A 26,140-nucleotide genomic window follows, 5' to 3' on the forward strand; every position below is an offset into this window, starting at 1 on the left:
CTGGATTGGTTCGTTTAAGTCACCAGGAATACAAACATATGTCGAATGTCGTTGTGGTGGGTGCGCAGTGGGGCGATGAAGGCAAAGGCCGAATCGTGGATTGGCTGGCTGAAAAGGCGGACATCGTCGTGCGTTACAACGGTGGCCACAACGCGGGTCACACGCTCGTGGTGAACGGTCAGACTTATAAACTGGCGCTGCTTCCCAGCGGCGTGGTGCGCGGCAAGCTCGGCCTGATCGGCAATGGCGTCGCCCTCGATCCCGAGGCGTTGCTGGCCGAGATTGACCGTATGGCCGCGCTGGGTATCGGCATCACGCCGGATCTGCTGCAGATTGCAGAGACGGCCACGCTCGTCCTTCCGGTACACCGCGCGCTCGACGCCGCGCAGGAGCGTCTGCGTGCAAAGCCGATCGGGACCACGTTGCGCGGCATTGGTCCGGCATACGAAGACAAGGTGGGCCGTCGAGGCTTGCGCGTTTGCGACCTGGCTGAGCCTGAGTCGCTTGGTGCGAAGCTCGACGCCTTGCTCGAACACCACAACGCGTGGTTCCGTGGCGTGGGTCTGGAGACTTTTTCGCGCGACCCGATGTTGACCGATCTGCTTGCCATGGCGCCGCGAATCCTGGCGTTCATGGGGCGTGTCTGGGAACAGCTCGACAACGCGTATGCATCGGGCAAGCGCACGGTATTCGAAGGCTCGCAAGCGGTAATGCTGGACGTCGACTGGGGCAGCTATCCCTACGTGACGTCGTCGAGCACCGTCGCTGCCGGTGCAGCCAGTGGCACCGGCATCGCTCCGTCGCGCCTTGGGCAGGTACTCGGCGTCAGCAAGGTCTATGCAACCCGGGTCGGCGAAGGTCCCTTCACGTCCGAGGTGAGCGGCGCATCCGGCGATACGCTCAGGCAGCGCGGTGGCGAGTATGGAGTCAACACGGGACGGCCGCGTCGCTGCGGTTGGCTCGACACCGTGCAACTGCGGCAGAGCATCAAGGTCTCCGGCATCGACTCGCTCGCGCTGACCAAGCTAGATGTGCTCGATGGTTTCGAGTCGCTCTACGTGTGCGTCGGCTACGAGTTCGACGGCAAACGCATCGACTACATGCCGTCCACCAACGCCGGGCAGCAGCGCCTCCAGCCGATTCTCAAGCGTTTCGAAGGGTGGCACGGCTCGACCCGAGGCATCCGCTCTTATGACGCACTGCCCGCCGAGGCGAAGGCGCTGATCGAAGCGATTCAGCTCGAAGTCGGCATTCCGGTATCGATGGTCACCACCGGCCCTGAACGCGATGACGCGATTGTCCTGCAATGTCCGTTCGCGGAAGCGGACGGCGTGGCAATCTGATTGACCCGCACCGCCGAGCGCCGAGCGCCGAGCGCCGAGCGCCGAGCGCCGAGCGCCGAGCGCCGAGCGTCAAGCGGCAAGCGGCAAGCGCGAGGCGCGAGGCGAGCCTTTGCGTGAAACGGGCTGCCGTGCAGTGCGGGTAACGATCGCCGCCCCGCGCGGCACGCCCGTTGGCAGCGCGGGCTAGTGGGGAAGGTCGCCTTTGGCCCGCTGGCGTTCACGCTTCGCGCGATACATGGCGGCATCGGCCAGTGCGAGTGCCTGATCCACCGAGAGGAAGCGCACCGCCACCACGCCGGCGCTCACACCCGGATACGTCAATCGTGTATCGCGAAGGAGATAGCTCCCGGCTGTGACCTCCGCGGCGCGAACGGCAAGCACGGCCGCGGCACAGTTCGCTTCCTCCTCGTCGGCCGGTGCCGGTCCGACGAAAGCAAACTCGTCGCCGCCGACGCGGGCCAGCATATCCGTGTCCCGTACGATTCCGGCGAGGCGTCCCGCGCACTGCTCCAGCAACTGATCGCCCGAGAGGTGACCGAACTGGTCGTTGATCTGTTTGAAGCCGTCCAGATCGAACATACCCACGAGCACGTAAGATCCGTCGCGCGCAGCTCTGGCGAGCAACCGGCCGAGCTCGTCGTGTAGCGCCCTGCGATTCGGCAATTCGGTCAGCGAATCGGTCAGCGAAAATTTCGTCAGGTACTCGTTCGAGCGACGCAATTCCTCGACCAGCCGCTCGCGCTCGATATGTTGTGCAATCAGTTTCGAAAACAGATTGAGCGCGCTGCGCGCGCGCGGCCCGAGCGTCTTGCTGTCCTTTCCGGCGGCGCACAGCGTGCCGATGACGGCGCCATTGCTGCCGCAAATCGGTGCGCTCGCATACGTCTCGATGCCCAGAGCGGCGGCCGCCCCGGAGTCGCCCCACACTTCGCTGACATTGGACACGACGCGCCGACCCTGTTCCAGGCAGCGCTTGCACAGCGTGTCGGACCATGGGACGGTCAGCCCTTCGGGGATGAGCAGTTCACCTGAATTGCGAGCGATCGTGATCGACTGAACGGCATTTTCCTGGTCGATCGATGTCAGGTACGTCGACTCGAGTCCGGTGACGACTTCAAGCATTTCCAGCAGCGGTCGGGTGAGTGCCTCCAGACTGTTCGCTGTCGCTAGAGTCGCCGACAGGCTTTCCAGCATGTCCTCCATCAGTCGTTCCTCATGAATGGATTTTGAAAGGGGAGCGTCATGCCGGAGCGCGAACTCCGACACCGATATCATGCACATGATAGCCAGGTCGGCATCTGAGTTCGGCTACAGACCGGTCCGCCACGCGGCAAAAATCGAGCTATTGCTACTGTTTCTTTCTAATGCTTAAATGACACGCCTTCACGTAAGGAGGCAACGGGGAAACCAGAACAAGCCGGTCGAACGCGCGCGCTGTCCTCGCGACATAGCAGGCACAAAAATATTAATTTCTATATGTCCGAAGTGTCGAATAACCCGGTCTCGAGTGCCAGCGAAGCAGCACCCGTTTCCGCTGAGACAACAGCCACCGGCTCCAGCACGGCAACGGAGAGCGGCTCGCCAGGGATTCAGGCGCCGCCGCTCGTGCCCACGCAGGCCGGGCCGGCCGGCATCCGCTATGACTTCAACGACGGCTGCCGGATCACGCTTCCCGAAGGCGACGGGGAATGGCACGTATGCATCCGCGACACGGGAACGGGCAACACGCTGTTCGAGACGCGCCTGGCGGCGGGCGGCGTTGCCAGCAGCAAGAAATATTTCGTGCCGTTCGAATTCACGGTCAGCTCGCAGGGCAAGGAAGTGCTTCGTCACCGGCTGGACCTGAGCGGCCGCGAGGTACTGATTCATTTCCCGACGGGAACGCTCGGCGACACGATTGCCTGGTTTCCCTACGCGGTCAAATTCGAGCGCCAGCACCAGTGCCGGTTGACGTGCGTGATGGGTGAAGCGCTGATTCCGCTCTTTCGCGAGACTTATCCGTCCATCAGATTCCTGACGTCCGCCCAGGCGGAGCCGTCGCAATACTATGCGACCTACAACATCGGTCTGTTCTTCAACGATGAGGCGAACGCCTATCAGCCGTGCGATTTCCGGCTGGTAGGGCTGCACCGCACGGCGGCTTATATCCTCGGCGTCGACCCTGAAGAAGCACGTCCGCGTGTCGCGCTGGCCGACGATAGCCGGCCGATCGAACAGAAATATGTGTGCATCGCGTCGCAGAGCACCACGCAGTCCAAATACTGGAATCATCCGGGCGGCTGGCAAGCGCTCGTACGGTTCCTGAAGGAACAAGGCTACCGGGTGATCTGCATCGATCAGAAGGCGACGCACGGCAGCGGCATTGTCTGGAATCACATTCCGTACGGCTCCGAAGATCAGACCGGCGACATCCCGCTCGTGGAGCGCGCCCGCTGGCTCAAGCACGCGGCATTCTTCGTGGGCCTGAGCAGCGGTCTGTCATGGCTGGCATGGGCCATGGAAACGCCCGTGGTGATGGTCAGCGGCTTCACGCATCCAGTCAACGAATTCGCCACGCCTTACCGGGTTATCAATTACCACACCTGCAACAGCTGCTGGAACGATACGCGGGTGCAGTTCGATCACAAGGATTTTCTGTGGTGTCCGCGTCATGCCGGCACGCCGCGACAGTTCGAATGCACGCGGCTGATTACGGCCGAACAGGTGATGGACACGATCCGGCGCATACCGGGCTTCCCGACATCACCGGCTCTTGCTGCGTGATGCCCGCAGGATAGTTGCAATCGATAGATAAGAAGCTGCACAAGCATCAGGCATCAGGCAGAAAAACAATAAGCAAGCGGCAACCAGCGAAAAGAAAAGAGCACAAAGCTCCACGCAACCTCGGGGAAGCAGATGAAACGATTGACCTGGCGCCGCTGGTTTGGTGTCCGCAGGTTCGGCCGGCGCTATCGGCGTTGTTCACGCCTCGTCAGCGCGTTGCTGGCGGCGTTGTCGATGCAGCCGTGGCTCGCCCAGCATGCGGGCGCGCAGACCGTGGTCAGTGCGGGTACGACGGAAACCGCTTCGACCGTGAGTGCCGGCGAGCAGGTGCTTGGCAGCACCGTCAGCGACATCGTGGTGTCCGGCGGCCAGCAGAGCGTGATGGCGGGCGGCGTCACGACCGGCACGACGCTTCAGAGCGGCGGCAGCGAAGCGGTTTCCGCGGGCGGGGTGGCGCTCGGCACGGTGTTGAGCGGGAGTACGGCCAGCCTCGTGGTGTCATCCGGCGGGAGCATTAGCGGCGCCGTGGTGAAACCCGGCCTCGTGTCGGTTCTGTCGGGCGGTTCGGCTACCAGCACGACGCTCAGCGCCGGTGGCAGTGCCACGGTGGCGGCCGGCGGTCAAGCCAGCCTGACGACGATCCGCTCGGGTGGCAAGGAGTCGGTGGCGGGAACGGAAACGTCGGCAACGGTCAGTTCCGGCGGCAGCCAGACCGTCGCGGCAGGCGGTGCGATCAACACGACTCACGTCGTCGGCGGTGGTGCGGTGATCGTGCAGTCCGGCGGCACCGCCTCGGCGACGACCCTCTCGGGCGGCGCCTTCACCGTCTCGTCCGGCGGCGTCGCGAGTGCGACGAAATTATCGGCGGGAGGAATCGAGACCGTGCTTGGACAGGATGGGCTCGCAACCGTCGGTTCGGGTGGCGTGCAGAACGTTTTGTCGGGCGGTCTCGCGAGTGGCGCAACGGTGGGATCGAGCGGCACGCAGACCGTGTCTTCCGGCGGCCACACGAGCACGACGAGCGTGACCAGCGGCGGCACGCAGAGCGTTTTATCCGGCGGCGTCGCGAGCAGCACGACGGTCGGATCGGGCGGCATCCTGACGGTCAGCGCAGGCGGAAGCGCCAGCGCCGTCACGCAATCCGCCGGCGCGGCGTTGAACACCAACACATCGGCGACGGTGAGCGGCAACAACGCCTTGGGCTCGTTTTCGATTTCCGGCGGTATCGCCAGCGGCGTGGTGCTGGAAAACGGCGGCGCCTTGACGGTCTCGTCAGGCGGCAGCGCATCGTCCACGCATATCGGCAGCCGGGGCACCGCGACGATTGCGGCGGGCGGCGCTGCGACCAGCACGACAGTGAGCAGCGGCGGCACGTTGAATGTTTCAGCCGGCGCGACGGCGACGGCGCTCACGCAGCAAGCGGGCGCCGCGCTGGTCACGAATACGTCGGCGACGGTGAGCGGCAGCAACGGCTCGGGCCTGTTTTCGATTTCCGGCGGTATCGCCAGCGGCGTACTGGTGGAAAACGGTGGCGCATTGACGGTGTCGTCCGGCGGTAGCGCATCGTCCACGCACGTCGGCAGCCGGGGCACCGCGACCATTGCGGCGGGCGGCGCTGCGACCAGCACCACGATCAGCAGCAGCGGCACGCTGACTGTCTCATCCGGTGCCACGGCGACGGCGGTCACGCAGCAAGCAGGTGGCGCGCTGGTCACGAATACGAAGGCGACAGTCAACGGCAGCAACACGTCGGGCACGTTTTCGATCACGGGTAACGTCGCCAGCGGCGTGCTGCTGGAAAACGGCGGCGCGCTGACGGTGTCCTCCGGCGGTAGCGCATCGGCCACTCACGTCGGTAGCCGGGGCAGCGCGATCGTTCTGTCGGGCGGTTCGGCGACACTCACGACGGTCACCAGCGGCGGTCTCGTGACGGTTTCTTCGGGCGGCCGCGCGACCACCGTCAGCGCCGGAAGCGGTGCCGTCCTGCAAGTGTCCGGAGGCGGCACTGCATCCAACGTCGTGCAGTCCGCGGGCGCGGCCCTCGTCACCAACACATCGGCGACGGTGAGCGGCAGCAATACATCCGGGGCGTTTTCGATTTCGGGCGGCATCGCGCAGAACGTGCTGGTCGAGAACGGCGGCCAACTGATCGTTCTCGTCGGCGACACGGCGACCCACACGCTGGTCGGCAGTCGTGGCAGTCAAACCGTGTCGACAGGCGGTGTATCGCTCAATGCGATCGTCAGCGCGGGAGGTAGCGCGATCGTTCTGACCGGCGGCGTCGACAGCGGCACGACGGTAAGTGGCGGCAGCGAAATCGTGTCGGGTGGCGCGACCGTCGGCACCGTCGTCAGCAGTGGTGGTCAGCAAACGCTTGTGTCCGGCGGTTCGGCGTCGGGCACGACCTTGAGCAACGGCGGCACGCAGACCGTGTCGTCCGGCGGCTCGGCGAGCGGCACACTCGTCAGCAGCGGCGGGCAGCAGACGCTCCTGTCCGGCGGCACGGCCACCGGCACGACGTTGAGCAACGGCGGGACGCAGACGGTGTCGTCGGGCGGCGCGGCATCGGGGACGATCGTCAGCAGCGGCGGCCAGCAAACGCTTCTGTCCGGCGGTACGGCCACGGGCACGACCTTGAGCAATGGCGGCAAGCAGACGGTGTCGTCGGGCGGGGCGGCGTCCGGCACGATCGTCGGCAGCGGTGGCCAGCAAATGCTCGCGTCGGGTGGCGCGGCCACGAGCACGACCGTGAGCGGCGGCGGTCAACAGTTCGTCTCTTCCGGTGGCGTGGCGACAGGGACGGTTGTCGACAGCGGCGGCTCGGCGACGGTTCTGTCAGGCGGCGTCACGACCGGCACGACGGTCAACAGCGGCGGCCTGGAAGTCGTTTCGTCGGGCGGCGCGGCTGTCGCGACATCGGTCGGGAGTGGCGGGCAACAGAACATTCTCTCCGGCGGTGCGGCGAGTGGCGCAGTGATCGCAGGCGGCGGCCAGCAGTCGGTCGCCGCGGGCGGCGTCACGACCGGCACCACGGTCGACAGCGGCGGCACGCAGGCCGTTCAGTCGGGCGGCGTGGCGACCGGGACGGTCGTCAGCAGCGGCGGCATGCAGGCTGTTCAGTCGGGCGGCGTGGCAAATGGGACGGTTGTCGGCAACGGAGGTTTCCAGACCGTCTCCTCGGGCGGGACAGCGAGCGGTACGCTAATTACTGCGGGTGGCTCGCAAACAGTCGCTTCCGGCGGCGTCACATCCGGCACGGTCGTCGGCAACGGCGGCACGCAAAACGTCTTGTCCGGCGCGACGACCAATGGCACGGTCGTATCCAGCGGCGGGGTGCAGACCGTGTCGAGCGGCGCGACGGTCAACGGTACGCAGGTATTGAGCGGCGGTACCCAGCATCTGTACGGATCGCTGACGAATCCGGTCGTGCTGCCCGGCGGCACGCTGACCATCGGGCAAGGCACCGCCGCCGGCGATCTGATCGGCGCGACCGAGAACAATGGCTTGCTCATCTTCAACCGGCCCGATACGGTCACCTACGGGGATGACCTGTCCGGTACCGGAAGGATCGAGCAGGTGGGCGCCGGCACGCTGGTACTGAACGGCAACAGCAACGCGTTTTCCGGAATCACCGAAGTCGCGACAGGCACTCTCGCTGTCGGCGATATCAACACGCCGGGCGCGGTGCTGGGTGGCGACGTGCTGGTGGACCCGCCCGGCACGCTGCGCGGCCACGGCTCGATTAGCGGCAACGTGACGAACAACGGCGCGGTGATGCCCGGCGGCTCGATCGGCACGCTGTCGGTCAATGGCAACTACACGCAGGCGGCCAGCGCAAACCTGGTCATCGAAGTGAGCCCGGCTGCGGGCTCGCAACTGAAGGTAGGTGGAACGGCGTCGCTGAACGGCGGCCTCGCGATCATGTACGACCCGGGGACCTACACGGCCAGACAGTACACCGTGCTGACGGCAACGGGCGGCATCAACGGGCAGTTCACCAGCTTGAGCAAGACGGTCTCCGCCGGCGCGAATCTCGGTTCATTGCAACAGGCGATCAACTACGGTCCGAACAACGTCGATCTCGTATTGACCGATGCCGCGCTGACGACGCCGCCTTCGACCACGACGCCACCGTCGACCCCATCCACGGTGATTGCACCGATCAATACCAGCATCTACACGGCGGCTGGATCGACGGTCTCGCTGGATGCGCAGGCCGCGAACGCGGCGCTGCTCGACCGCCTCAGCGGCGCGCCCGGCAAGGCGGTTGGCGGCGCGGATGGATGGATCAACGCCACCGGGGCACAGACCAAAGTAAGCGGAACGAACGGCGCGCCTGGTTTCGAGGCGCGCCAGTATGGTTTCCTCGTTGGGCGCGAACGGCGGGTCGGCGACGCCACGCTAGGAATTGCCGCCGGCTACACGCATGCCGATATCGACGAGCAGGACACCGGCGATTCCGCGACGACCGATACGTTGCGGCTCGCGCTATACGGCAGCCGTTGGTTCGGTCCGGTGGGCGTATCGGCCACCACGGGTTACGGCCTCGATTTCCTCACGCAGAAGCGGCCGTTCGGTCCGATCGGCACGGCCGAGGGGGACCACCTGGGGCAGGAGTTTACGGCTGCGGGACAGGCCAGCCTGCCATTGACGCTCGGCAGTGTCGTGCTGACGCCGCGCATCGGATTGCGGTACGCGTATTTCCACGGCAACGGCTTCGACGAGAGCGGCGCAAATGGGCAGGACCTGTCCGTCGGCACCGACACTATCCGCAGTCTTCAACCCTACGCGGAATTGACGCTGGAGAAGGCGTTCGGCAGCGCGCTGAGGCCGGTGGATGTCCAACTGCGGCTAGGCTACGCACACGAACTGCTGGATACGACACGCGCTGTCACGGTTGCCGCGCAGGACGGCACGCTGTTCGCCGCGCAAGGAACCGGGCTGCCGCGCAGCTACCTGACAACAGGCGTCAGCGTGAGCTTGCAGCCGACGAAATCGCTCACGGTGTCGCTCGGCTACGACGCGCTGATCAACACGACTCATGCTTCGGCGCAGACGGCGAGGATGAAACTCGACTACCGGTTCTGAGGCGAGCATCTGGGTGCCATTCGAATTGCGCCCGAACGTCCCTTTGCTTCGGATGCGTAACGCAAAGTCGCGCTCGTGCGATCAACAAGCCTACGGCTCGGCGCACCGTTTGCTCTTACGCCTGATCCGCGGCCGCCTGTTCCTCGCGGGCATACTGCGCGGGAGGCCGCCCGACGTGCCGCGTGAAGGCGACGCTAAACGTGCTGGCCGAGCTATAGCCGACGCGCAGCGCAATCTCCGCGATACGGCCTTCGTTCCGGCGCAGCAAGTCTTTCGCCAGCGCCATGCGCCATGTGAGCAGATATTCCATCGGCGCGACACCGACCGCGCGACTGAATCGCTCGAAAAACGTCGAACGTGACAGCGCGGCCTCCCTGGCGAGTTCAACCACTGTCCACGGATGCGTCGGCGCTTCGTGCATTCGACGGATGGCGGCCGCGAGCCGGGAATCGGCGAGCCCGCGCAACAGGCCCGGTGACGCGCTCATACCGGTCGTCGACCTCAGCGCCTCTATCAGCAGCACTTCCAGCAGTCGCGAGAGCACGACTTCGCGCGCCGGCCTCTGCTCGCGCGTTTCCTCCCGCACAAACTGCACGAGCGTGGCCAGCCGCTGTTCACCGCGGACATGCACGATCTGCGGCAGCAACGAAACCAGCAGCGACGCGTCAGGCGAACCAAAGCTGCAGTGGCCCACCATCATCCGCGCATCGATGGGGTTCTCCGGCGCGCCGACCCTGAATTCGCCGTTGCCCAACGCGACGGGCACCGTTCCGCTTCCGTCCGGTGGCGGCTCGAGGCTCGACATCGCGACGCCGTAGGCCGCCGGAATCAGCACGAAGTCGCCCGAAATGAGTTCGATCGGCTCGTGATCGTCGATCGCGATCCGGCAGCCGCCTTCGAGAAGCACGCAATAGAACGGCTGGCCGGCGTCCGATCGACTGACGCACCAAGGGCTGGCGCCAAAGACGAGTTTGGAGAACCGCGCCCCCGGCTGCAGCAGCGTCACCACTTCGGCCAGCGGATCGATCATTGCCGGACTCCTGCAAACAAAATTTGGACCTTTGATTGTAGCAAGTACGATTTCATGGGGCTATCGTAGGGACTCACATTCATCCCCTGAGGAGTTCGCATGAAAACCGTGTTGATCACCGGCTGTTCTTCCGGCTTTGGGCTCGAGATCGCCCGCTACTTCCTCGCGCGTGACTGGAGCGTCGTGGCCACGATGCGTACCCCCGATACGAGCGTGCTTCCCGCTTCCGGGCGCCTGCGGATACTGCCGCTCGATGTCACCAGGGCGGACAGCATCCGCGAGGCCGTCGAGGCAGCGGGTCCCATCGACGTGCTCGTCAACAACGCGGGGTTCGGGGTGGCGTCGCCGGCCGAGTTCACGCCGATCGCGACGGTGCGTGAAGTCTTCGAGACCAACACCTTCGGCACCATCGCGTTGACGCAGGCGGTGCTTCCGCAGTTTCGGGAGCGCAAGGGCGGCGTCGTCGTGAACGTGACGTCCAGCGTCACGCTGAAGCCGCTTCCGCTGCTTTCGGCCTATCGCGCGAGCAAGGCAGCGGTGAATGCGTTTACCGAATCGATCGCGGTGGAACTCGAGCCGTTCGGCGTGCGGGCGCGGCTGGTGTTGCCGGGCCGTGCGCCCGACACGCGTTTCGGCGAGAACGCGCGGCCCCATCTGCATGGGCTCGATCACGAGGCTTACGCCGATATCGTCAAACAGGTTTTTGCGGGGCTGCAGGACACGTCTTCCCCGATCACCCACGCACAGGATGTGGCCGAGGCCGTGTGGCGTGCCGCAACCGATCCTTCGTGCCCCATGCGCATTCCGGCAGGCGCCGACGCCGAAGCCTGGGCGGCTGAAACTCGCTGAGCCGCTGTGCAGCTCAGGAGCAAAGCCGCTGCTTTACCACTCAGTACGAAGGTGATTGCCATGCAGCAGAAACCGTCGCCCTTGTCACCGGGGCTAATCAAGGAATCGGTCTTCAGATCGCCGGGGATCTCGTGGCACACGGCTTCACGGTGCTGGTTGGATCGCGAGATTTCGAACGTGGCAAAACAGCGGCGAGGGATGTTGGACCCGACGCGACGCCCTGAACGTTCACGCGTTGGGAGAACGAAACGATCCCGTGGTGAGCCTGGTCTGGGAGAACTACCGGAGATCGGAGCTCGGAGATCAGGACCCGATGGCTACGTCGGGTCACTGAACGAGAAGCCGGCAGACTGACTTTCGTTCAGAACTCCGATTGTGCGGTGGTCGCGCGCCCGCGCAGCCAGTTGATACTCGCGAACAGCAGCACGGCGAAGACGATCAGCATCGTCGCCACGGCGAGAATCGACGGGTCGATCGAGTCGCGAATGCCACTCCACATCTGCCGCGGCACAGTGGTTTGATCCGGGCCGCCGATGAACAGAATAACGATCACTTCATCGAACGAGGTGGCGAAAGCGAAGACGCTGCCGGTCGCGACCGCGGGTGCGATGAGCGGCAACGTCACCCGCCTGAAGGTGGCCCATGGCGGCGCGCCGAGCCCGGAAGCGGCACGTAACAGACTTTGATCGAACGAAAGCAGCGACGCCGTCACGGTGATCACGACGAACGGCGTGCCGAGCGCTGCATGCGCCAGCACCACACCGGGGTAGGAGTTCACCAGGCCGAGCGGCGCGAAGATCAGATAGAAGCCCGCCGCGACGACCACGATCGGCACGATCATCGGCGAGACGATCAGCGGCATGATCAGCGAGCGCAGCGGAAACTGCGCGCGCGACAGACCCAGCGCCGCAAGCGTGCCGAGACAGGTGGCGATCAGCGTAGACGCCGCCCCGATCCCGATGCTGTTCAGCAGCGAGCGTTGCCAGTCCGCACTCGTCAATGCCTGCTCGTACCAGCGCAGCGAGAAGCCCTGCATCGGGTACGAGAAGTACGAGCCCGAGTTGAACGAGAGCGGGATGATCGCGAGAATCGGCGCAATCAGGAAGAACAGCACGAGCGCGGTATGCAGCCGTACCCCGCGTGCGGCGATGCGTTCGGTCAGTAACTTGTGGCGTTGAGCTTGCATGGCGTTCCTTCGTCGTGGGCGTGTTTCGACCGGTCTCAACCAAAGCGCAGACGGTCGATGCCGACGATGCGGTTGAACAGGAAATACACGATCGCCGTGAAGATCACGAGGTAGGCCGAGAGCGCGCCGGCGAGCCCCCAGTTGAGTTGCGTGTTGGTCTGTATCGCGATGAGCTGACTGATCATCTCGTCGCCTGCGCCGCCGAGCAGCGCCGGCGTGATGTAGTAGCCGAGCGCGAGCACGAAGACGAGGAAGCAGCCCGCGCCGACGCCGGGCAGCGTCTGCGGAATGTAGATCCGCACGAATGCGGTGAACGGATGCGCACCGAGCGATTGCGCTGCACGCACGTATACCGGCGACACACCCTTCATCACGGAAAAGATCGCGAGAATCATGTACGGCAGGAGCACGTGTGTCATGCCGATCAGCACGCCCGCACGGTTGAAGACGAGCGGCAGCGGATGCGTGGTGAGCCCCAGACTCATCAGCAGACTATTGATGACGCCGCCGGGTTGCAGCAGCACGTACCACGCAGTCGTGCGCACGAGCAGCGAGGTCCAGAACGGCACGATGACGAACAGCATCAGGCGATTGCTGCTTCTGGTGGGTAAGTTCGCGAGCAGCCATGCGACGGGGTAACCGAGCACGAGACACAGCAGCGTAACCGTGGCGCTGATCGAAATCGTGCGCAGGAACGCCTGCCGGTAGACGGAAGCGTTGTCCGGAAGGAAGGCGAGCGCGCCTTGCGGCGTCACTTGTGCATCGACGGCAGCGAGCAGATAGTCCGGCGTCGGCGACGCGGCGGCGCGCTTCAGCAAGCGCCAGGTTTCCGGCGAGTTCCAGCGTTCGTCGAGTCCGACGAACACGGGTTTCCACGCGGGCGGCGCGTCGGCGGGCAATTGACGCGCGCTGCGCATCAACAGGCTGCGAAACTCGGCTTGGGCGAAGTTGAGCCGTCGCGCCACGGTACCGAGCTGGCCGTTCTGCTGTGCCTCTTTGAGCCCCGCCGCGAGCAGGGCGAACGTGTGTTCGTCCGGCACGCCGCGACCGTCCCACGCATCGAGCGCGCGCGTGAGCGCGGGCATGCTGTCAGGCACCTCGTGATTCTCGACGCTGCGTGCGAGCAACAGGGCGATTGGCGCGATGAACGTCGACAGCAGAAACACGAGCAACGGCAGCGCCAGCAACAGCGCCTGCATCGATGCGCGACGGCGCGCTTTCTGAAACGACGCGCGGCCGTCGGCTCTCGTCGGAGAGCCCGGGGCCGTGCCTTGGGTGGAAGCGGGCATGCTGGAAGTCACGTTGGGCTCTCGTCGGACGATGGTGTTACTGCGTCAACCACACCTGGAAGCGCTTGTTGATCTGGTCCGCGTTGTCGGCCCAGAAGTTCGCGTTGATCTGCAAGGCGCGCTTGAAGTTCTCGGGCGAGGTCGGCAGGTCGGCGAGGCGCTGCTTGTCGACGAGCGCGATCGCGTCCTTGCGCGGCGGCGCGTAGGCGATGTACTTCGTCAGATCCGCATAGGCCTGCGGCTGCGACGCGGAGGCGATGAATTTCGCCGCGGCGTCGGCGTGCTTCGCGCCCGTCGGCACACCCCACCAGTCGAAGTCGTAGACCTGCGCGTCCCAGACGGCCTTGAACGGCTTGTTGTCCTTCTTCGCGGCATCCGAAATACGGCCGTTGTAGGCCTGAGTCATCACGACAGCGCCGTCGGCGAGCAACTGCGGCGCCTGCGCACCCGACTCCCACCACACGATGCTCGACTTGATCGTGTCGAGTTTCTTGAACGCGCGGTCTACGCCGGCCGGGGTCGCGAGCACCTTGTAGACATCCTTCGGATCGACGCCGTCTGCAATCAACGCCCATTCCATCGATACCTTCGGCGACTTACGCAGGCCGCGCTTGCCCGGGAATTTCTGCAGATCGAAGAAGTCGTTGACGGTGGTCGGTGCGGTCTTGAGCTTGCTCGCGTCGTACGCGTACACCGTCGACCAGACCATGCTGGCGACTGCGCAATCGCTGATCGAACCGGGGATGAAATCGCTCGTCTTGCCGATCGTCTTCTTGTCGAACTTCTGCAGGAGACCCTCGTCGCAAGCGGTGATCGCATCGTTGGTTTCGAGGTCGATCAGGTCCCACGTGGTGTTCTTCGCCTGCTCCATCGCGGAAAGTTTCGCGAGGCCGCCGTCATACGATTCGGTCGAGAAGCCGATGCCCGTGGCCTGAGTGAACGGTTCGAAATAGGCTTTCTTCGCCGCCGCTTCATAGGCGCCGCCAAACGTCACGACGGAGAGCGTCTCCGCGGCCTGGGTGGCGACGGTAGCGAATGCGAATACGGCGAGTACGGCGCTTTGTGCTTTGATGAGTGTGCGCATTTCAGTTGGCTCCTGCTGGTGCGGTCGTGATGATGGAAGGTGAGGGCGGTGTGGATACGGGAATCGCCGGCGCGCTTCGCGGCGCACTCATCGCGAGAATCTTGCAGTCGTCGTGGCGCCATGCGATTTCGATCGCGCTGCCGGGCGAGGGTAGTGCGTGGCGCTGCGTGTTGGGTACTTTCACGACGAGCGGATCGCGCGCGCCGAGTGTCAGGTGCACACGATGATGATCGCCGCAATACACCAGTTCCCGGACTTGCGCGCGCACGACGTTGTGGTGTTCATCGGCGTGGGTCCCTTCCGCGTCCGGGATATGCGCGCGCTCGGGGCGCAACGCGAGCATCGCTTCGTCGCCGGTGCGCAGGCCGCTTTCGCAACGGCCGCGAATGACGCTGCCGTCCGACAGCGCGAGCGTCGCCCAGCCTTCGCTCGCATTGACGACGCGGCCGGTCAAGCCATTGTTCTCACCGACGAAATTGGCCACGAACGCGTTCTGCGCGTTCTCATATAACTCGCTCGGTGTGGCGGCCTGCTGGATGCGGCCATCGGAGAACACCGCGACGCGGTCCGACATCGTCAATGCCTCGGCCTGATCGTGTGTCACGTAGACGATCGTGAGCGAGAGCTCGCGATGCAGGCGCATGATTTCGTATTGCATGGTTTCGCGCAGGCGCTTGTCGAGCGCGCCGAGCGGCTCGTCCATCAGCACGACGCTCGGCTCGAACACGAGCGCGCGAGCCAGTGCCACGCGCTGCTGCTGTCCACCGGAGAGCTGGGCCGGACGGCGGTTCGCCAGATGCGACAGTTCGATCATGTCGAGCGCGCGCTTCACCCGTGTTTTCTGCTCGGCGCGACTCACGTGCCGCACGGAGAGCGGAAACGCGACATTCTCCGCGATCGTCAGATGCGGAAACAGCGCGTAGTTCTGAAACACCATGCCGATGTCGCGTCGATGCGGTGGCTTGTCGTCGAGCCGACGGCCATCGAGACGGATCTCGCCCTGGGTGGGCGACTCGAACCCCGCGAGCATCATGAGCGTGGTCGTCTTGCCCGAGCCCGAGGGGCCGAGCAGCGACAGGAATTCTCCCTTGCGCACGTCGAGATTCAAGTCTTCAACGACGTACTGGACGCCGTCATACGATTTGCTCACGCGCGAGAACGAAATGAAGGAAGGGTTTGACATCGTGATCGCGTCCTGTCGATGGTGCGTCGTATTCAATGTGTACCGGAATTCGTCGCCGCGATTCTTCCGGCGATATAGCGCGCGAAGTCATAGTTCGGGCGTTCGAGGTGGCTCAGGTGGCCGGGCTTCGCCATCGGCGCGTGCACGCCGCGAAAGACCGCTTCCACGCCGCGTTTGTCTTCCGCATTCACCTCGTCGAGCAGTTTCTTCAAGGTGATCATGTACGCGTTTGCCTCGGGGTCCGCAATGAATTCCGGCGCAAGCCCGCCGCCGAAGCGGATATGCACGCCCCCCACGCCTTGTGGTTGCAGCACGAGATACCAGAAGTAACCCGGCGTGAGCGTGACGAGATGCGTCGGATAGATAGCGAGCAGCGCCGTAGTCTTGCGCCAGTGTCCCGTGAGACGCGTATTGTCCGGATGCGCATTGCCGATGGGCAATGAGGCTTCTTTGGTGATCCAGTGATAGTTGAAAGCGGGATGGCCCGGTGGGCATTCCATTTCTTCGAGGCGCGAATGCGGTCCTACCGTTGCGCGATGCAGCATCGGCAGGTGATAGCTCTCCATGAAGTTTTCCGCGAGGATCTTCCAGTTCGTGTCCCACACGTGTTCTTCCTGGAAGGTTTCGATGTAGTCCGACATGCCGTACGCGCCGATCAGTTCGCTCAACCCCGCAAGCTGCGTATGTACCGGAGGCGCGTTTTCATCGAGCGTCACGTAGAGCCAGCCTTGCCATTCCTCGCACTTCACGGTGGGCAACCGGTAGCTCTCCTTGCAGAAACCCTGTTGCCGGTCCATGAGCGGCGCGCCTTGCAAGGCGCCATCCAGCGAATAGTTCCAGGCGTGATAAGGGCAGACGATGCGACGCACATTGCTGCGTCCTTCGAGCAGTACCGACATGCGATGCAGGCACACGTTCGACATCGCCTTGATCTGCATGTTTTCGTCGCGCAAGACGACGACGGGCTGCGCTCCAAGTCGCGCCGTCAGGTAATCGCCGGGCGCCTTGAGCGAACTGGCACGGCCGACACATTGCCATTCCCGCTCGAAGATCGCGGACTCCTCCAGCGAGAGGAATTCAGGCGACGTGTAGACACCGGGCGGCATGGAGTGCGCATCGCTGAATGACCGTTCGCAACCCGCCTGCAGTTCGTCGACAAGCGCTTGCACTGCGATCGTCCTTGACGGGTTGGCCATGGTGTCTCCCTTGATTCATCACGGTAAGAGCGTGCCGTCGCGAGGCTTTGCGGCGCGGCGCTCAAGATGGACACCAATCTATCAAGCCAAATTGCAAGTCAAAATATTGTTTTCAGATACAAAGCAAAGCTTTTACCTATGCATCGTGCGCAAGCCCGAAACAGACGATTGAACACGCGTGGATCATGCGTCGATGTGCAGTCGCCGGATATAGTTTTCGCAGAACGATGCAAAGCGATGCACGACCTGACGCGGCTTCATCGTGCGCGATTGCGCAATGCCCAGCATCGTCGCGTTGACGTTGTCTTTGAAGCGTTTAATGATGAACTCTTCACCATCGACGGTGCGAGTCGACTTGAGCGGAAAGTTGAGCAGGCTATAGCCGAGACCGTTGGCCACCATGCCGCGTACCACTTCCGGCTGCGACGAACGGAACGCGGGCACGGGGCGGCTGCCCACCGCATCGAAGAGCGCGGCGAAATACTCGCGACTGTGCGGCAGATCGAGCATCACGTAGGGCTCGGAGAGCAGATCGGCGAGCGATACCTTGCGCGCGCGCGCGAGCCGATGGGTCCTCGGCAGGATCGCATAAGGCGGCAGCGAGAGCAGCGGCGTAAAGGCGATGTCCTCGGTCAGGTCGAGGCTGTAGGTCAGGGCGATATCGAGCGAACCGTCGTGCAGGCCTCGCAGGAGGCCGTCCTGGTGAGCCTCGACCGTGCGAAACGAAATGCCCGCGTGTTCGCTCGTGAAGCGGCTGATCAGCCCCGGCATGAGCGGCGGCGCGAGCGAGACCAGACAGCCGAGTGCGATGGCGCCCGTCATGCCGCCATCCATTTCCTTGGCGGTCGTCTGCAGTTCTTCGGCGATCTTCAGCAGATTGCGCGCTTGCCCAAGCAGATCGCGCCCCGCCTGGGTGAGCGAGAGACCGCTCGCGTGATGGCGGATGAAAAGTTGCACGCCGAACGACACTTCCAGGTCCGCCAGCGCCGTGGAGATCGACGGCTGCGAGATGTGCAGACGTTTCGCCGCGGCCGTGAAAGACAGCGCTTCCGCAGTGACCACGAAATAGCGCAGCTGGCGCAACGAATAGCGTAACGGGTGATTCTCCATCGACCACGCTCCCTCTCTCAGATCTCCAATTCGCCGCATTGTGGCGCGGTCAAAAAACCCTGCATAGGTAAATCCGATGCTATGCATTTTTTAAATATATTTTTCAGATTCCGAATCGGCGCGTAGATTTTCACGGAGACAGACGGCTCGGGCGGCACTCCGTATCGGCGAACACCGACGGGCCGGCTACGGTCGCGAGCATTCGAGGGCCGCGAGGCTGTGAGGCCGCGATCGAATCGACATACTCCGCATCTTCAGAAGGGATAGTCATGACACTGGAAAAAACGTCAATCGATACGCTGGTGGTCGGCGCCGGTCAGGCCGGCGTCGCCATGAGCGAACATCTGAGCCGGCTCGGCGTGCCGCATCTCGTGCTGGAGCGAGCCCGTATCGCCGAACGCTGGCGCACGGGACGCTGGGATTCGCTGGTTGCCAACGGTCCGGCCTGGCACGATCGTTTCCCCAATCTGGAGTTCGCGGAAGTCGACCCCGACGCATTCGCTTCAAAGGAGCAGGTTGCGGACTATTTCGTCGCGTATGCGCAGAAGTTCGACGCACCGATCCGCACCGGTGTGGAAGTGAAGCAGGTCGTGCGCAATGTGGGGCGCCCGGGCTTCACCATCGAAACCTCGGAGGGCACGATCGAGGCCAGTCGCGTGGTCGTCGCGACGGGACCGTTTCAACGCCCGGTCATTCCGCCGATTGCGCCGCAAGATCCAGGTCTCGTGCAGATTCATTCCGCTGACTATCACAATCCCGCGCAATTGCCCGAAGGGGGCGTGCTGGTGGTCGGTGCGGGATCGTCCGGCGTGCAGATCGCGGACGAGTTGCAACGCGCAGGCAAACGCGTCTATCTGTCGGTTGGCGCACATGATCGTCCGCCGCGCGGCTATCGCGGTCGCGATTTCTGCTGGTGGCTCGGCGTGCTCGGCGAATGGGACGCAGAGGTCATGAAGCCCGGCAGGGAGCACGTCACCATTGCGGTGAGCGGTTCGCGCGGCGGCCATACCGTGGATTTCCGGCGTCTCGCGCATCAGGGCGTCACGCTCGTCGGCCTCACGAAATCCTTCGACAATGGCGTGGCGACCTTCGAAGCCGATCTCGCGGCGAACATCGCCCGCGGCGACGAGAACTATCTGTCGCTGCTTGACGCGGCCGACGCGTACGCCGAGCGCAACGGTCTCGACCTTCCGGAAGAGCCCGAAGCGCGCGTCATTCCCGCCGATCCGGAGTGCCTCACGCATCCGTTGCACGATCTCGATCTGGCGAAAGCGGGCGTGACCGCGATTGTCTGGGCAACCGGTTATGCAGTCGATTTCAGCTGGTTGAATGTCAACGCTTTCGACGAAAAGGGTAAGCCGAAACATCAGCGCGGCGTGTCGAAGGAACCGGGCGTTTATTTTCTCGGACTGCCCTGGCTATCGCGTCGCGGCTCGGCATTCATCTGGGGCGTGTGGCACGACGCGAAGCACGTCGCCGATCATATCGTCACCCAGCGCAAATATCTGGCGTACTACGACGAAGCGCAACACGCCGGGCCGGGCTGCGGCGAGCAAGGCGTTGAACGCGCCGGGTCACGCGTGCATAAAGTCAGCGAGATGGGCGTGAACTGATCTCTACGCCACTCTAATTCGCGATCCATTTTCTTTCCAGCATAAAGGTGCATTGATGAGCCAACCCACGCATACCCGTATCCGCATGTTCAACACCAAGGATACGTATCCGAATCAGACACTCGACAACGATCTTTGCCAGGCTGTGCGGGCCGGCAACACGGTCTATGTACGCGGTCAGGTGGGCACGGATTTCGACGGCCGCCTGGTCGGTCTCGGCGATGCGCGAGCCCAGGCCGAGCAGGCAATGAAGAACCTCAGGCAATTGCTCGAAGAGGCTGGCAGCGATTTATCTCACGTCGTCAAGACGACGACCTACCTGACCGACATCCGCTACCGCGAGCCGGTCTATCAGGAAGTCGGGAAGTGGTTGAAAGGCGTATTTCCGATTTCGACCGGTTTGGTGGTGGTCGCGCTGGGTCAGCCGCAGTGGCTGATGGAGATCGACGTGATTGCCGTGATTCCGGACGGATGGGTGCGGCCGCAGGCTTAAGGAGCAAAACATGACATTTTCTATCGTCGGACGTTGTTCACGGACGGGACAACTCGGTATCGCGATCAGTTCCTCGAGCATCGCAGTGGGCGCCCGATGCCCGTGGCTGCGGACAGGCGTCGGCGCGGTGGCGACCCAGAACGTCACACTGCCTGCACTCGGCCCGCAGGTTCTCGATCTTCTCGAGAGCGAGTCTCTCGATCCTGCCGCCGCATTGGACCGTGCGCTCGGTGCGAGCGACTGGCGTGAATACCGGCAGGTGACGGTGATCGACAGCCAGGGCCGCACGGCGTTCTTCAGCGGCAAGGAAGCCTTGGGTACGTATCACGCCGTTGCCGGCAATCAATGCGTTGCCGCGGGCAACATGCTCGCCGGGACCGAGGTGATCGAGGCGATGGTGCCGGCGTTCGAACAGGCGCCGGGCGCGCTCGCCGATCGCCTGCTCGCTGCGATGCATGCCGCGATGGCTGCCGGCGGGGAAGCGGGACCCGTGCATTCGGCGGCGCTCAAGATCGTGGGTGAGGTGAGCTGGCCGATGGTCGATCTGCGGGTCGATTGGGCGGAGGACGATCCCATCGGGCAACTCGACGGTTTGTGGCAGGCATATCGACCGCAGATGCAGGACTACCTGACCCGGGCGTTGAATCCGACCGTCGCGCCGAGTTATGGAGTGCCGGGCAATGAATGACAGATCCAGCCGTGCGGTGCTCGAGAAGCTGATCGGGTTCGCTACGGTCAGCCGCGATTCCAACCTGGACATGATCGCGTTCATTCGACAGTACCTCGAGGAACTCGGCGTCGAGAGCGAACTGTTCTATAACGACGAGCGCACCAAGGCGAATCTGTTTGCGACCATCGGTCCGCGTGAGCGAGGCGGCATCGTCCTGTCCGGTCATACCGACGTGGTGCCGGTCGATGGCCAGGCGTGGAGCGTCGACCCATTCCGTCTTACCGAACGCGATGGCCGTCTGTATGGGCGCGGCACCGCTGACATGAAGGGCTTTATTGCATCTGTGCTGGCGGCGGTGCCCCTGTTTCTCGAGCGCGAGTTGAAGCGGCCAGTGCATCTCGCCTTTTCGTACGACGAGGAAGTCGGATGCCTCGGCGTGCGCTCGATGCTCGCGGAGTTGGAGCGGCGTCCGCATAAGCCGATCCTATGTCTGATCGGCGAACCGACTGAACTCAAGCCGGTGCTGGGTCACAAGGGCAAGCTCGCGATGCGCTGTCAGGTGAAAGGCGCCGCTTGCCATTCGGCTTATGCGCCATACGGCGTCAACGCCATTCAGTACGCGGCGCGGATGATCGCCCGTCTGGAAGCGATCGGCGAGGAACTCGCGCAGTCCGCGTATCGCGACGAGCGATTCGATCCGCCGTTCTCGACCGTGCAGACCGGCGTAATCAAAGGTGGCCGTGCGCTCAACATCGTGCCTGCGGAATGTGAGTTCGACTTCGAAGTGCGCGCGCTTCCGGGTTTCGACGCTCACCAGGTCGCCGACGAATTGCAAACCTATGCCGAAACCGAGTTGCTGCCGAAGATGCGCGCCGTGAAGTCCGACGCCGACATCCGCTTTCAGTCGCTCTCTGCTTATCCGGGGCTGGCCACTTCGCCCGACGGCGAAGCCGCGCGTCTGTTGGCTTTGCTTAGCGGGTCCGATGAATTCGGCACGGTCGCTTTCGGTACGGAGGGCGGGCTCTTTGCGCACGCGGGCATTCCCGCCGTGGTCTGCGGACCCGGCAGCATGGACCAGGGACATAAGCCGGATGAATTCGTCAGCGTCGAGCAATTGAGCGACTGCGATGCAATGCTGGCTCGGCTGGTGAATCACCTATCAGCCGATTGTTGAGACCAATGCATCGAAGAGGCGCGGCGGTAGGCGTGGATCAGACACGCACTCACTCGCCGGGCCTTACTCCGATCGACAAGGAGACGAACTTGAATACCTCGCAACACAATGCTTCGCCATTGATCGAAAAACACACCATCGGTTACGTGCCGCCTGAAGATCGCCACGGCAAAGTGCGCGATCTGTTCACGCTATGGTTCGGCGGCAACATCGCGCCGTTGCCCATTGTCACGGGTGCGCTTGGCGTGCAGATCTTCCACCTGAATTTGCTCTGGGGCATCGTCGCGATCGTCGTCGGTCAAGCCATTGGCGGTGTGCTGATGGCGCTGCATTCGGCGCAAGGCCCGCAAATGGGTATTCCACAAATGATCCAGAGCCGCGCGCAGTTCGGTTCATGGGGCGCGCTGCTCGTCACCGTGATTGCGGGCGTGATGTACGTGGGCTTCTTTGCGTCCAATATCGTACTCGCCGGAAAGTCACTGCATGGCATCGAGCATAGCCTTCCGGTGCCCGTCGGCATTGTGATCGGCGCGTTGGGTTCGGGGCTGATCGGGATCATCGGCTATCGGTTCATCCATATCCTGAACCGGATAGGAACGTGGGTGCTGGGTATCGGCATCTTCATCGGTTTCGGCTATATCCTCACGCATATTTCCACCGACGACTTTCTCACGCGCGGCGGGTTCAATATCGCCGGCTGGCTCGCGACCGTTTCGCTGTCCGCGCTCTGGCAGATTGCATTCGCCCCGTACGTGTCCGACTATTCACGCTATCTGCCGGAGAACGTGCGGGTTGCATCGACCTTCTGGGCGACCTACCTCGGCTGCACGATCGGCTCGACGCTCGCGTTCACTTTCGGTGCGGTGGCCGTGCTCGCGGTGCCGCCAGGGGCCGACGCCATGGACGCCGTCAAGCAGGCCACCGGACCGCTCGGGGTGCCGATGCTCGTCCTCTTCCTGTTGAGCGTGATCAGCCACAATGCACTGAATCTCTATGGCGCCGTGCTCGCGGGCATCACGTCGCTGCAGACGTTCGCCTATCGGTGGATTCCTACGGCAAAGTCGCGCGCCGTTCTGTCGATTGCGGTTCTCGTCGCATGTTGTTACGGCGCGATTGGCGCTTCGACGGATTTCGTCGGCAATCTGGTCGATCTCGTGCTCGCGCTGCTGGTCGTGCTGGTGCCGTGGACCGCGATCAACCTCATCGATTTCTACGTCATTCACAAGGGGAAATACGACATCCAGTCGATCTTTCAGGCGGACGGCGGCATCTACGGCCGCTTCAATCCGCAGGCGCTGATTGCTTATGGGATCGGGATCGTCGTGCAGATTCCGTTCATGAATACACCGATGTATGCGGGCCCCGTGCCGAAGTACCTGGATGGAGCGGATCTCTCCTGGGTAATCGGTTTGCTCCTGACGTCGCCGCTATATTATTGGCTGGCGTCGCGAGACACCAACTACCGCCGCAGACAGGCGGGTGCCGGTGTCACGCATCGCCCGGCGAGGCAGTCGTAAGCGCGATCATGCCGCCCGGCTTGCGCGGCGAAATCGGTTTGCCCTACTAGCGCTGCTCGGGTGGAATCGCTTTGATTGGCGCAGAAAATTGCGCGTGGAGGACTGGATCGACTGGACGGTGTTTAATCGTCGTACTGGCCGGATCGTTGGCGAGACAATTGCCGTTTTTCCAGTTCTGCGATGGTCTGATCGGCCGCGGTACAAAACCACCCCCGCAATTTGGACAGACATTGCTCAAGACTTCGTCGACGCACGACATGCAGAATGTGCACTCGTACGAGCAGATTCCAGCTTCAGTTGAATCTGGCGGGAGGGCCTTGTTGCAGTGCTCACAACTGGGTCTGAGTTCAAGCATCGCTGTTTTCCTCGCTGCTGGCGAACGGATTGGTAAATTAGCTGCCATCGTAGTTTGACGGAAGGACGGCAACAATCCGAAAATATGCCTGGAATAGAAAAAAAGATGCCATCATTGCCTCCGAACGAATCGGGGGTTTGGCGCAATGCAGGCACAGCATCTGGCAAGTCGCAAGGAGATGAGGCGGGTCTTTTTCGTCGTTCCGCCGCAGGTTCACATGCTGGACCTCGGCGGACCACTACAAATATTGAGTTCACTGTCGGCGCTGGGCATTGCACCGATCGAGACGGTCTGCGTCGGTCCGCAAAAAGAAATAAAGAGCTTTCAGGGCGTGACGCTGAGTGCCGTGCGGCCACTACCGGCGCGTCTGGGGTCCGGTGATGTTGTGATTGTCGTTGGCTGTAAGTTTTCGCTCGACGAACCGTTCACTCCTGCGCAGAGTCAGATAGTCAAATGGCTCCAAACCGTGGTGAAACCACTGCTGGGCGACATCGTGCTCGCCAGCGTATGCACGGGGGCGTTTCTGCTTGGCGCAGCCGGCCTGCTCGATCAGCGCGACTGCACTACTCACCATGATCACCTGGCGCGGTTGCAGCAGCGTCATCCTGATGCTCACGTGTTGTCCAACCGGCTGCTGGTCGAGGACGGCGCGTTGATAACATCGGCTGGCGTATCGGCAGGCATCGACCTTGCCCTTCATCTGATTGCCTGTCGCTTCGGCGCAGCTACCGCAATCCGGGTCGCACGTGAAAACGTGGTGCCATTCCGCAGGATGAGTCGCGACCCGATTCTCGACGTGCAACTACGCTATCGTGACCATAACCACCTGGCTATCCATGCAATACAGGATTTTCTGACCGAGCAGCCGGGTTGCGCGTTGCCCTACCAGGAACTGGCCAGCCGTTTCGCGCTTAGCTATCGACACCTGGCGCGCCTGTTCCAGCAGGAGTGCGGCATCACGGTAAAGAAATATCAACAGCAATTGCGGCTGGCTTTGGCCCGCAGACTGCTGAAGTGTAGCAGTTTGCCGATCGAGAGAATCGCCGAACATTGTGGCTTCGCCAGCGTGCAAGCTTTCCGCAGCGCGTGGCGTCAGGAGGAAGTGTTGGCACCCTCGCTTTGGCGGATCGAGTGAGAGGGTAGGAAGGTCGTCTCGGGCCAGGTGGGATCGCCGATTAGCCTTGATTCTGCTACAGGGATCGTTCGTTTCAGAAAAATGCGTGGCATTGTCGCCATCTCTACTTCGTCGATCCGCATAAGATGACACGTGCAGGATCGAAGCGAAAGACGGTGCTGATTGCCTATCTATTGCCGTCGAACTTTTCTGCACCGACAAACGGTGCGACGGTTTGGAAGGCAATTCCGCAAACTGTCCGACATTCAAGAAGCAGTCTCCGAGTTCCATGTCGGTCTTATGTCTTCACATAGGGAAGGTGGCAACCATGGCAAAGCAGAATCTGACTTTTCTTCTGAACAGGAATCTGGATTTCCCCGTCACCGATGAACCTTGGACCACCCTCTGCTCCGAGGCCGGCATGACCGCCGAGGTGACAACGGACCTTCCGAAGATGAACCAGGTGATCCAGGAGGGCGGGCCGAATATGGCGTATGTCCCAGGGGCCGCTTTCTGCGTGATGATGAGAAAGCAGAATCCGCACTATCGCGGCCTTGTCATCGCAACGTCGAAGTTCACCGGCCAACCCGCTCAACGCACACTGCTTGTGGTTCGCCATGACGATCAGGCAAATAATCTCGACGACCTCGAAGGGTCAACGTATGGATACCTGAACCGGTCCTGTTCTTCGAGTTTTTTTCCGCCCGCGATCATGTTGAATGAGAAAGGAAAGAAGCTCGAAACTTTCTTCGAACTCAAGCAGGTTGCTGGATGGCAGGATCGGGTCGACGCCGTTCTCGCGAAGTCCGTTCGCGCAACGATGATTCTGGAAGACGTATGGAAGACGACACCTGGGAATGCGCAGACGACGAAGGTTATCGGCGAATATGACACTTGTGTACCAGCAGTCCTGATCGTACGCAAGGATCTCAGTCCGGACGTCGTGACAACATTTCGAGAACATCTCCTGAGCTATATGCCGGACTGGAAAAACGTCTATGGGGCGTTTCGGCCGTTTTATTTCGCTGATATTCAAACCTTTTATCACCAACTTTGCCAGTTGCCTGAAGACGAGGTTTGACC

At 62.8% G+C, this 26,140-nt stretch carries 21 protein-coding genes; 12 read left to right on the plus strand and 9 right to left on the minus strand.

From position 1 onward, the window contains the following. The first annotated feature begins 38 nt into the window (after positions 1 to 38). Positions 39 to 1,343 carry an adenylosuccinate synthase gene (locus tag FQ705_RS10170; protein ID WP_144140378.1) on the plus strand — a complete coding sequence of 435 codons (1,305 nt, stop codon included), beginning with the start codon at positions 39 to 41 and terminating at the stop codon, positions 1,341 to 1,343. 183 nt (positions 1,344 to 1,526) lie between these two features. Here the strand turns inward: FQ705_RS10170 and FQ705_RS10175 are convergent, their stop codons facing one another. After that, complete coding sequence (locus FQ705_RS10175; RefSeq protein ID WP_144142306.1) at positions 1,527 to 2,546, minus strand: sensor domain-containing diguanylate cyclase; 1,020 nt, start codon at positions 2,544 to 2,546, stop codon at positions 1,527 to 1,529. A 273-nt stretch (positions 2,547 to 2,819) separates the two neighbouring features. Between FQ705_RS10175 and FQ705_RS10180 the strand changes: the two genes are divergently transcribed. Further along, on the plus strand, positions 2,820 to 4,106 hold the full coding sequence (locus tag FQ705_RS10180) for an autotransporter strand-loop-strand O-heptosyltransferase (protein ID WP_144140380.1): 1,287 nt from the start codon (positions 2,820 to 2,822) through the stop codon (positions 4,104 to 4,106). 132 nt (positions 4,107 to 4,238) lie between these two features. Beyond that, on the plus strand, positions 4,239 to 9,194 hold the full coding sequence (locus FQ705_RS10185) for an AIDA repeat-containing protein (RefSeq protein WP_144140382.1): 4,956 nt from the start codon (positions 4,239 to 4,241) through the stop codon (positions 9,192 to 9,194). A gap of 115 nt (positions 9,195 to 9,309) precedes the next feature. Here FQ705_RS10185 and FQ705_RS10190 read toward each other — a convergent pair whose 3' ends face one another. Further along, positions 9,310 to 10,224 carry an AraC family transcriptional regulator gene (locus FQ705_RS10190; RefSeq protein ID WP_144140384.1) on the minus strand — a complete coding sequence of 305 codons (915 nt, stop codon included), beginning with the start codon at positions 10,222 to 10,224 and terminating at the stop codon, positions 9,310 to 9,312. A 99-nt stretch (positions 10,225 to 10,323) separates the two neighbouring features. On the opposite strand from FQ705_RS10190, the gene FQ705_RS10195 reads away from it, so the two are divergent. Both FQ705_RS10195 and FQ705_RS34935 read left to right on the plus strand, forming a co-directional pair. Continuing rightward, positions 10,324 to 11,073, plus strand: coding sequence for an SDR family oxidoreductase (locus FQ705_RS10195; protein ID WP_144140386.1), 750 nt, complete (start codon positions 10,324 to 10,326; stop codon positions 11,071 to 11,073). Next, a complete protein-coding gene (locus tag FQ705_RS34935; protein ID WP_222105650.1) occupies positions 11,070 to 11,297 on the plus strand; it encodes an SDR family NAD(P)-dependent oxidoreductase in 228 nt (75 codons plus the stop codon). Before FQ705_RS10195 ends, FQ705_RS34935 begins: the two co-directional genes overlap by 4 nt. Before the next feature lie 137 nt (positions 11,298 to 11,434). On the opposite strand, the gene FQ705_RS10205 is transcribed toward FQ705_RS34935, so the two are convergent. The 6 genes from FQ705_RS10205 to FQ705_RS10230 all read right to left on the minus strand — a co-directional run bounded on the left by FQ705_RS10205 (position 11,435) and on the right by FQ705_RS10230 (position 18,121). Continuing rightward, a complete protein-coding gene (locus tag FQ705_RS10205; RefSeq protein WP_144140388.1) occupies positions 11,435 to 12,259 on the minus strand; it encodes an ABC transporter permease in 825 nt (274 codons plus the stop codon). 35 nt (positions 12,260 to 12,294) lie between these two features. Then, positions 12,295 to 13,548, minus strand: a complete 1,254-nt coding sequence (locus FQ705_RS10210; RefSeq protein WP_144140390.1) for an ABC transporter permease — start codon at positions 13,546 to 13,548, stop codon at positions 12,295 to 12,297. A 37-nt stretch (positions 13,549 to 13,585) separates the two neighbouring features. After that, complete coding sequence (locus tag FQ705_RS10215; RefSeq protein WP_144140392.1) at positions 13,586 to 14,632, minus strand: ABC transporter substrate-binding protein; 1,047 nt, start codon at positions 14,630 to 14,632, stop codon at positions 13,586 to 13,588. 1 nt (position 14,633) lies between these two features. Continuing rightward, positions 14,634 to 15,815: an ABC transporter ATP-binding protein gene (locus FQ705_RS10220; RefSeq protein ID WP_144140395.1), complete on the minus strand. Its 1,182-nt coding sequence runs from the start codon at positions 15,813 to 15,815 to the stop codon at positions 14,634 to 14,636. A 32-nt stretch (positions 15,816 to 15,847) separates the two neighbouring features. Then, positions 15,848 to 17,011, minus strand: a complete 1,164-nt coding sequence (locus tag FQ705_RS10225; protein ID WP_144140397.1) for an SRPBCC family protein — start codon at positions 17,009 to 17,011, stop codon at positions 15,848 to 15,850. A 183-nt stretch (positions 17,012 to 17,194) separates the two neighbouring features. Beyond that, entirely contained in the window at positions 17,195 to 18,121 is a 927-nt protein-coding gene (locus FQ705_RS10230) for a LysR family transcriptional regulator (RefSeq protein ID WP_144140399.1), read from the minus strand. Positions 18,122 to 18,390: 269 nt separating this feature from the next. Here FQ705_RS10230 and FQ705_RS10235 point away from each other — a divergent pair, with 269 nt between their 5' ends. The 5 genes from FQ705_RS10235 (at position 18,391) to FQ705_RS10255 (ending at position 23,588) form a co-directional block, all read left to right on the plus strand. Then, the gene (locus tag FQ705_RS10235; protein WP_144140401.1) at positions 18,391 to 19,734 is read left to right on the plus strand and encodes a flavin-containing monooxygenase; all 1,344 of its coding nucleotides are present in this window, start codon (positions 18,391 to 18,393) and stop codon (positions 19,732 to 19,734) included. Between the two features lie 55 nt (positions 19,735 to 19,789). Beyond that, positions 19,790 to 20,227, plus strand: coding sequence for a RidA family protein (locus FQ705_RS10240; RefSeq protein ID WP_144140403.1), 438 nt, complete (start codon positions 19,790 to 19,792; stop codon positions 20,225 to 20,227). A gap of 10 nt (positions 20,228 to 20,237) precedes the next feature. Further along, positions 20,238 to 20,915: a DUF1028 domain-containing protein gene (locus FQ705_RS10245; RefSeq protein ID WP_144140405.1), complete on the plus strand. Its 678-nt coding sequence runs from the start codon at positions 20,238 to 20,240 to the stop codon at positions 20,913 to 20,915. Then, positions 20,908 to 22,071 (plus strand): acetylornithine deacetylase, encoded by a 1,164-nt coding sequence (argE, locus tag FQ705_RS10250; protein WP_144140407.1) that lies wholly within the window; start codon positions 20,908 to 20,910, stop codon positions 22,069 to 22,071. The genes FQ705_RS10245 and argE overlap by 8 nt, the downstream gene beginning before the upstream one ends. Before the next feature lie 89 nt (positions 22,072 to 22,160). Continuing rightward, on the plus strand, positions 22,161 to 23,588 hold the full coding sequence (locus FQ705_RS10255) for a purine-cytosine permease family protein (RefSeq protein ID WP_144140409.1): 1,428 nt from the start codon (positions 22,161 to 22,163) through the stop codon (positions 23,586 to 23,588). Between the two features lie 46 nt (positions 23,589 to 23,634). On the opposite strand, the gene FQ705_RS10260 is transcribed toward FQ705_RS10255, so the two are convergent. Further along, positions 23,635 to 23,943 carry a DUF1272 domain-containing protein gene (locus FQ705_RS10260; protein WP_144140411.1) on the minus strand — a complete coding sequence of 103 codons (309 nt, stop codon included), beginning with the start codon at positions 23,941 to 23,943 and terminating at the stop codon, positions 23,635 to 23,637. A 145-nt stretch (positions 23,944 to 24,088) separates the two neighbouring features. On the opposite strand from FQ705_RS10260, the gene FQ705_RS10265 reads away from it, so the two are divergent. Continuing rightward, entirely contained in the window at positions 24,089 to 25,078 is a 990-nt protein-coding gene (locus tag FQ705_RS10265) for a GlxA family transcriptional regulator (protein ID WP_260854435.1), read from the plus strand. A gap of 307 nt (positions 25,079 to 25,385) precedes the next feature. Then, positions 25,386 to 26,138: a phosphate/phosphite/phosphonate ABC transporter substrate-binding protein gene (locus tag FQ705_RS10270; RefSeq protein ID WP_144140413.1), complete on the plus strand. Its 753-nt coding sequence runs from the start codon at positions 25,386 to 25,388 to the stop codon at positions 26,136 to 26,138. The last annotated feature ends 2 nt before the right edge of the window (positions 26,139 to 26,140 follow it).

This window comes from Paraburkholderia sp. BCC1884 (assembly GCF_900996225.1).
In the GTDB taxonomy this organism is placed as follows: Bacteria; Pseudomonadota; Gammaproteobacteria; order Burkholderiales; family Burkholderiaceae; genus Paraburkholderia.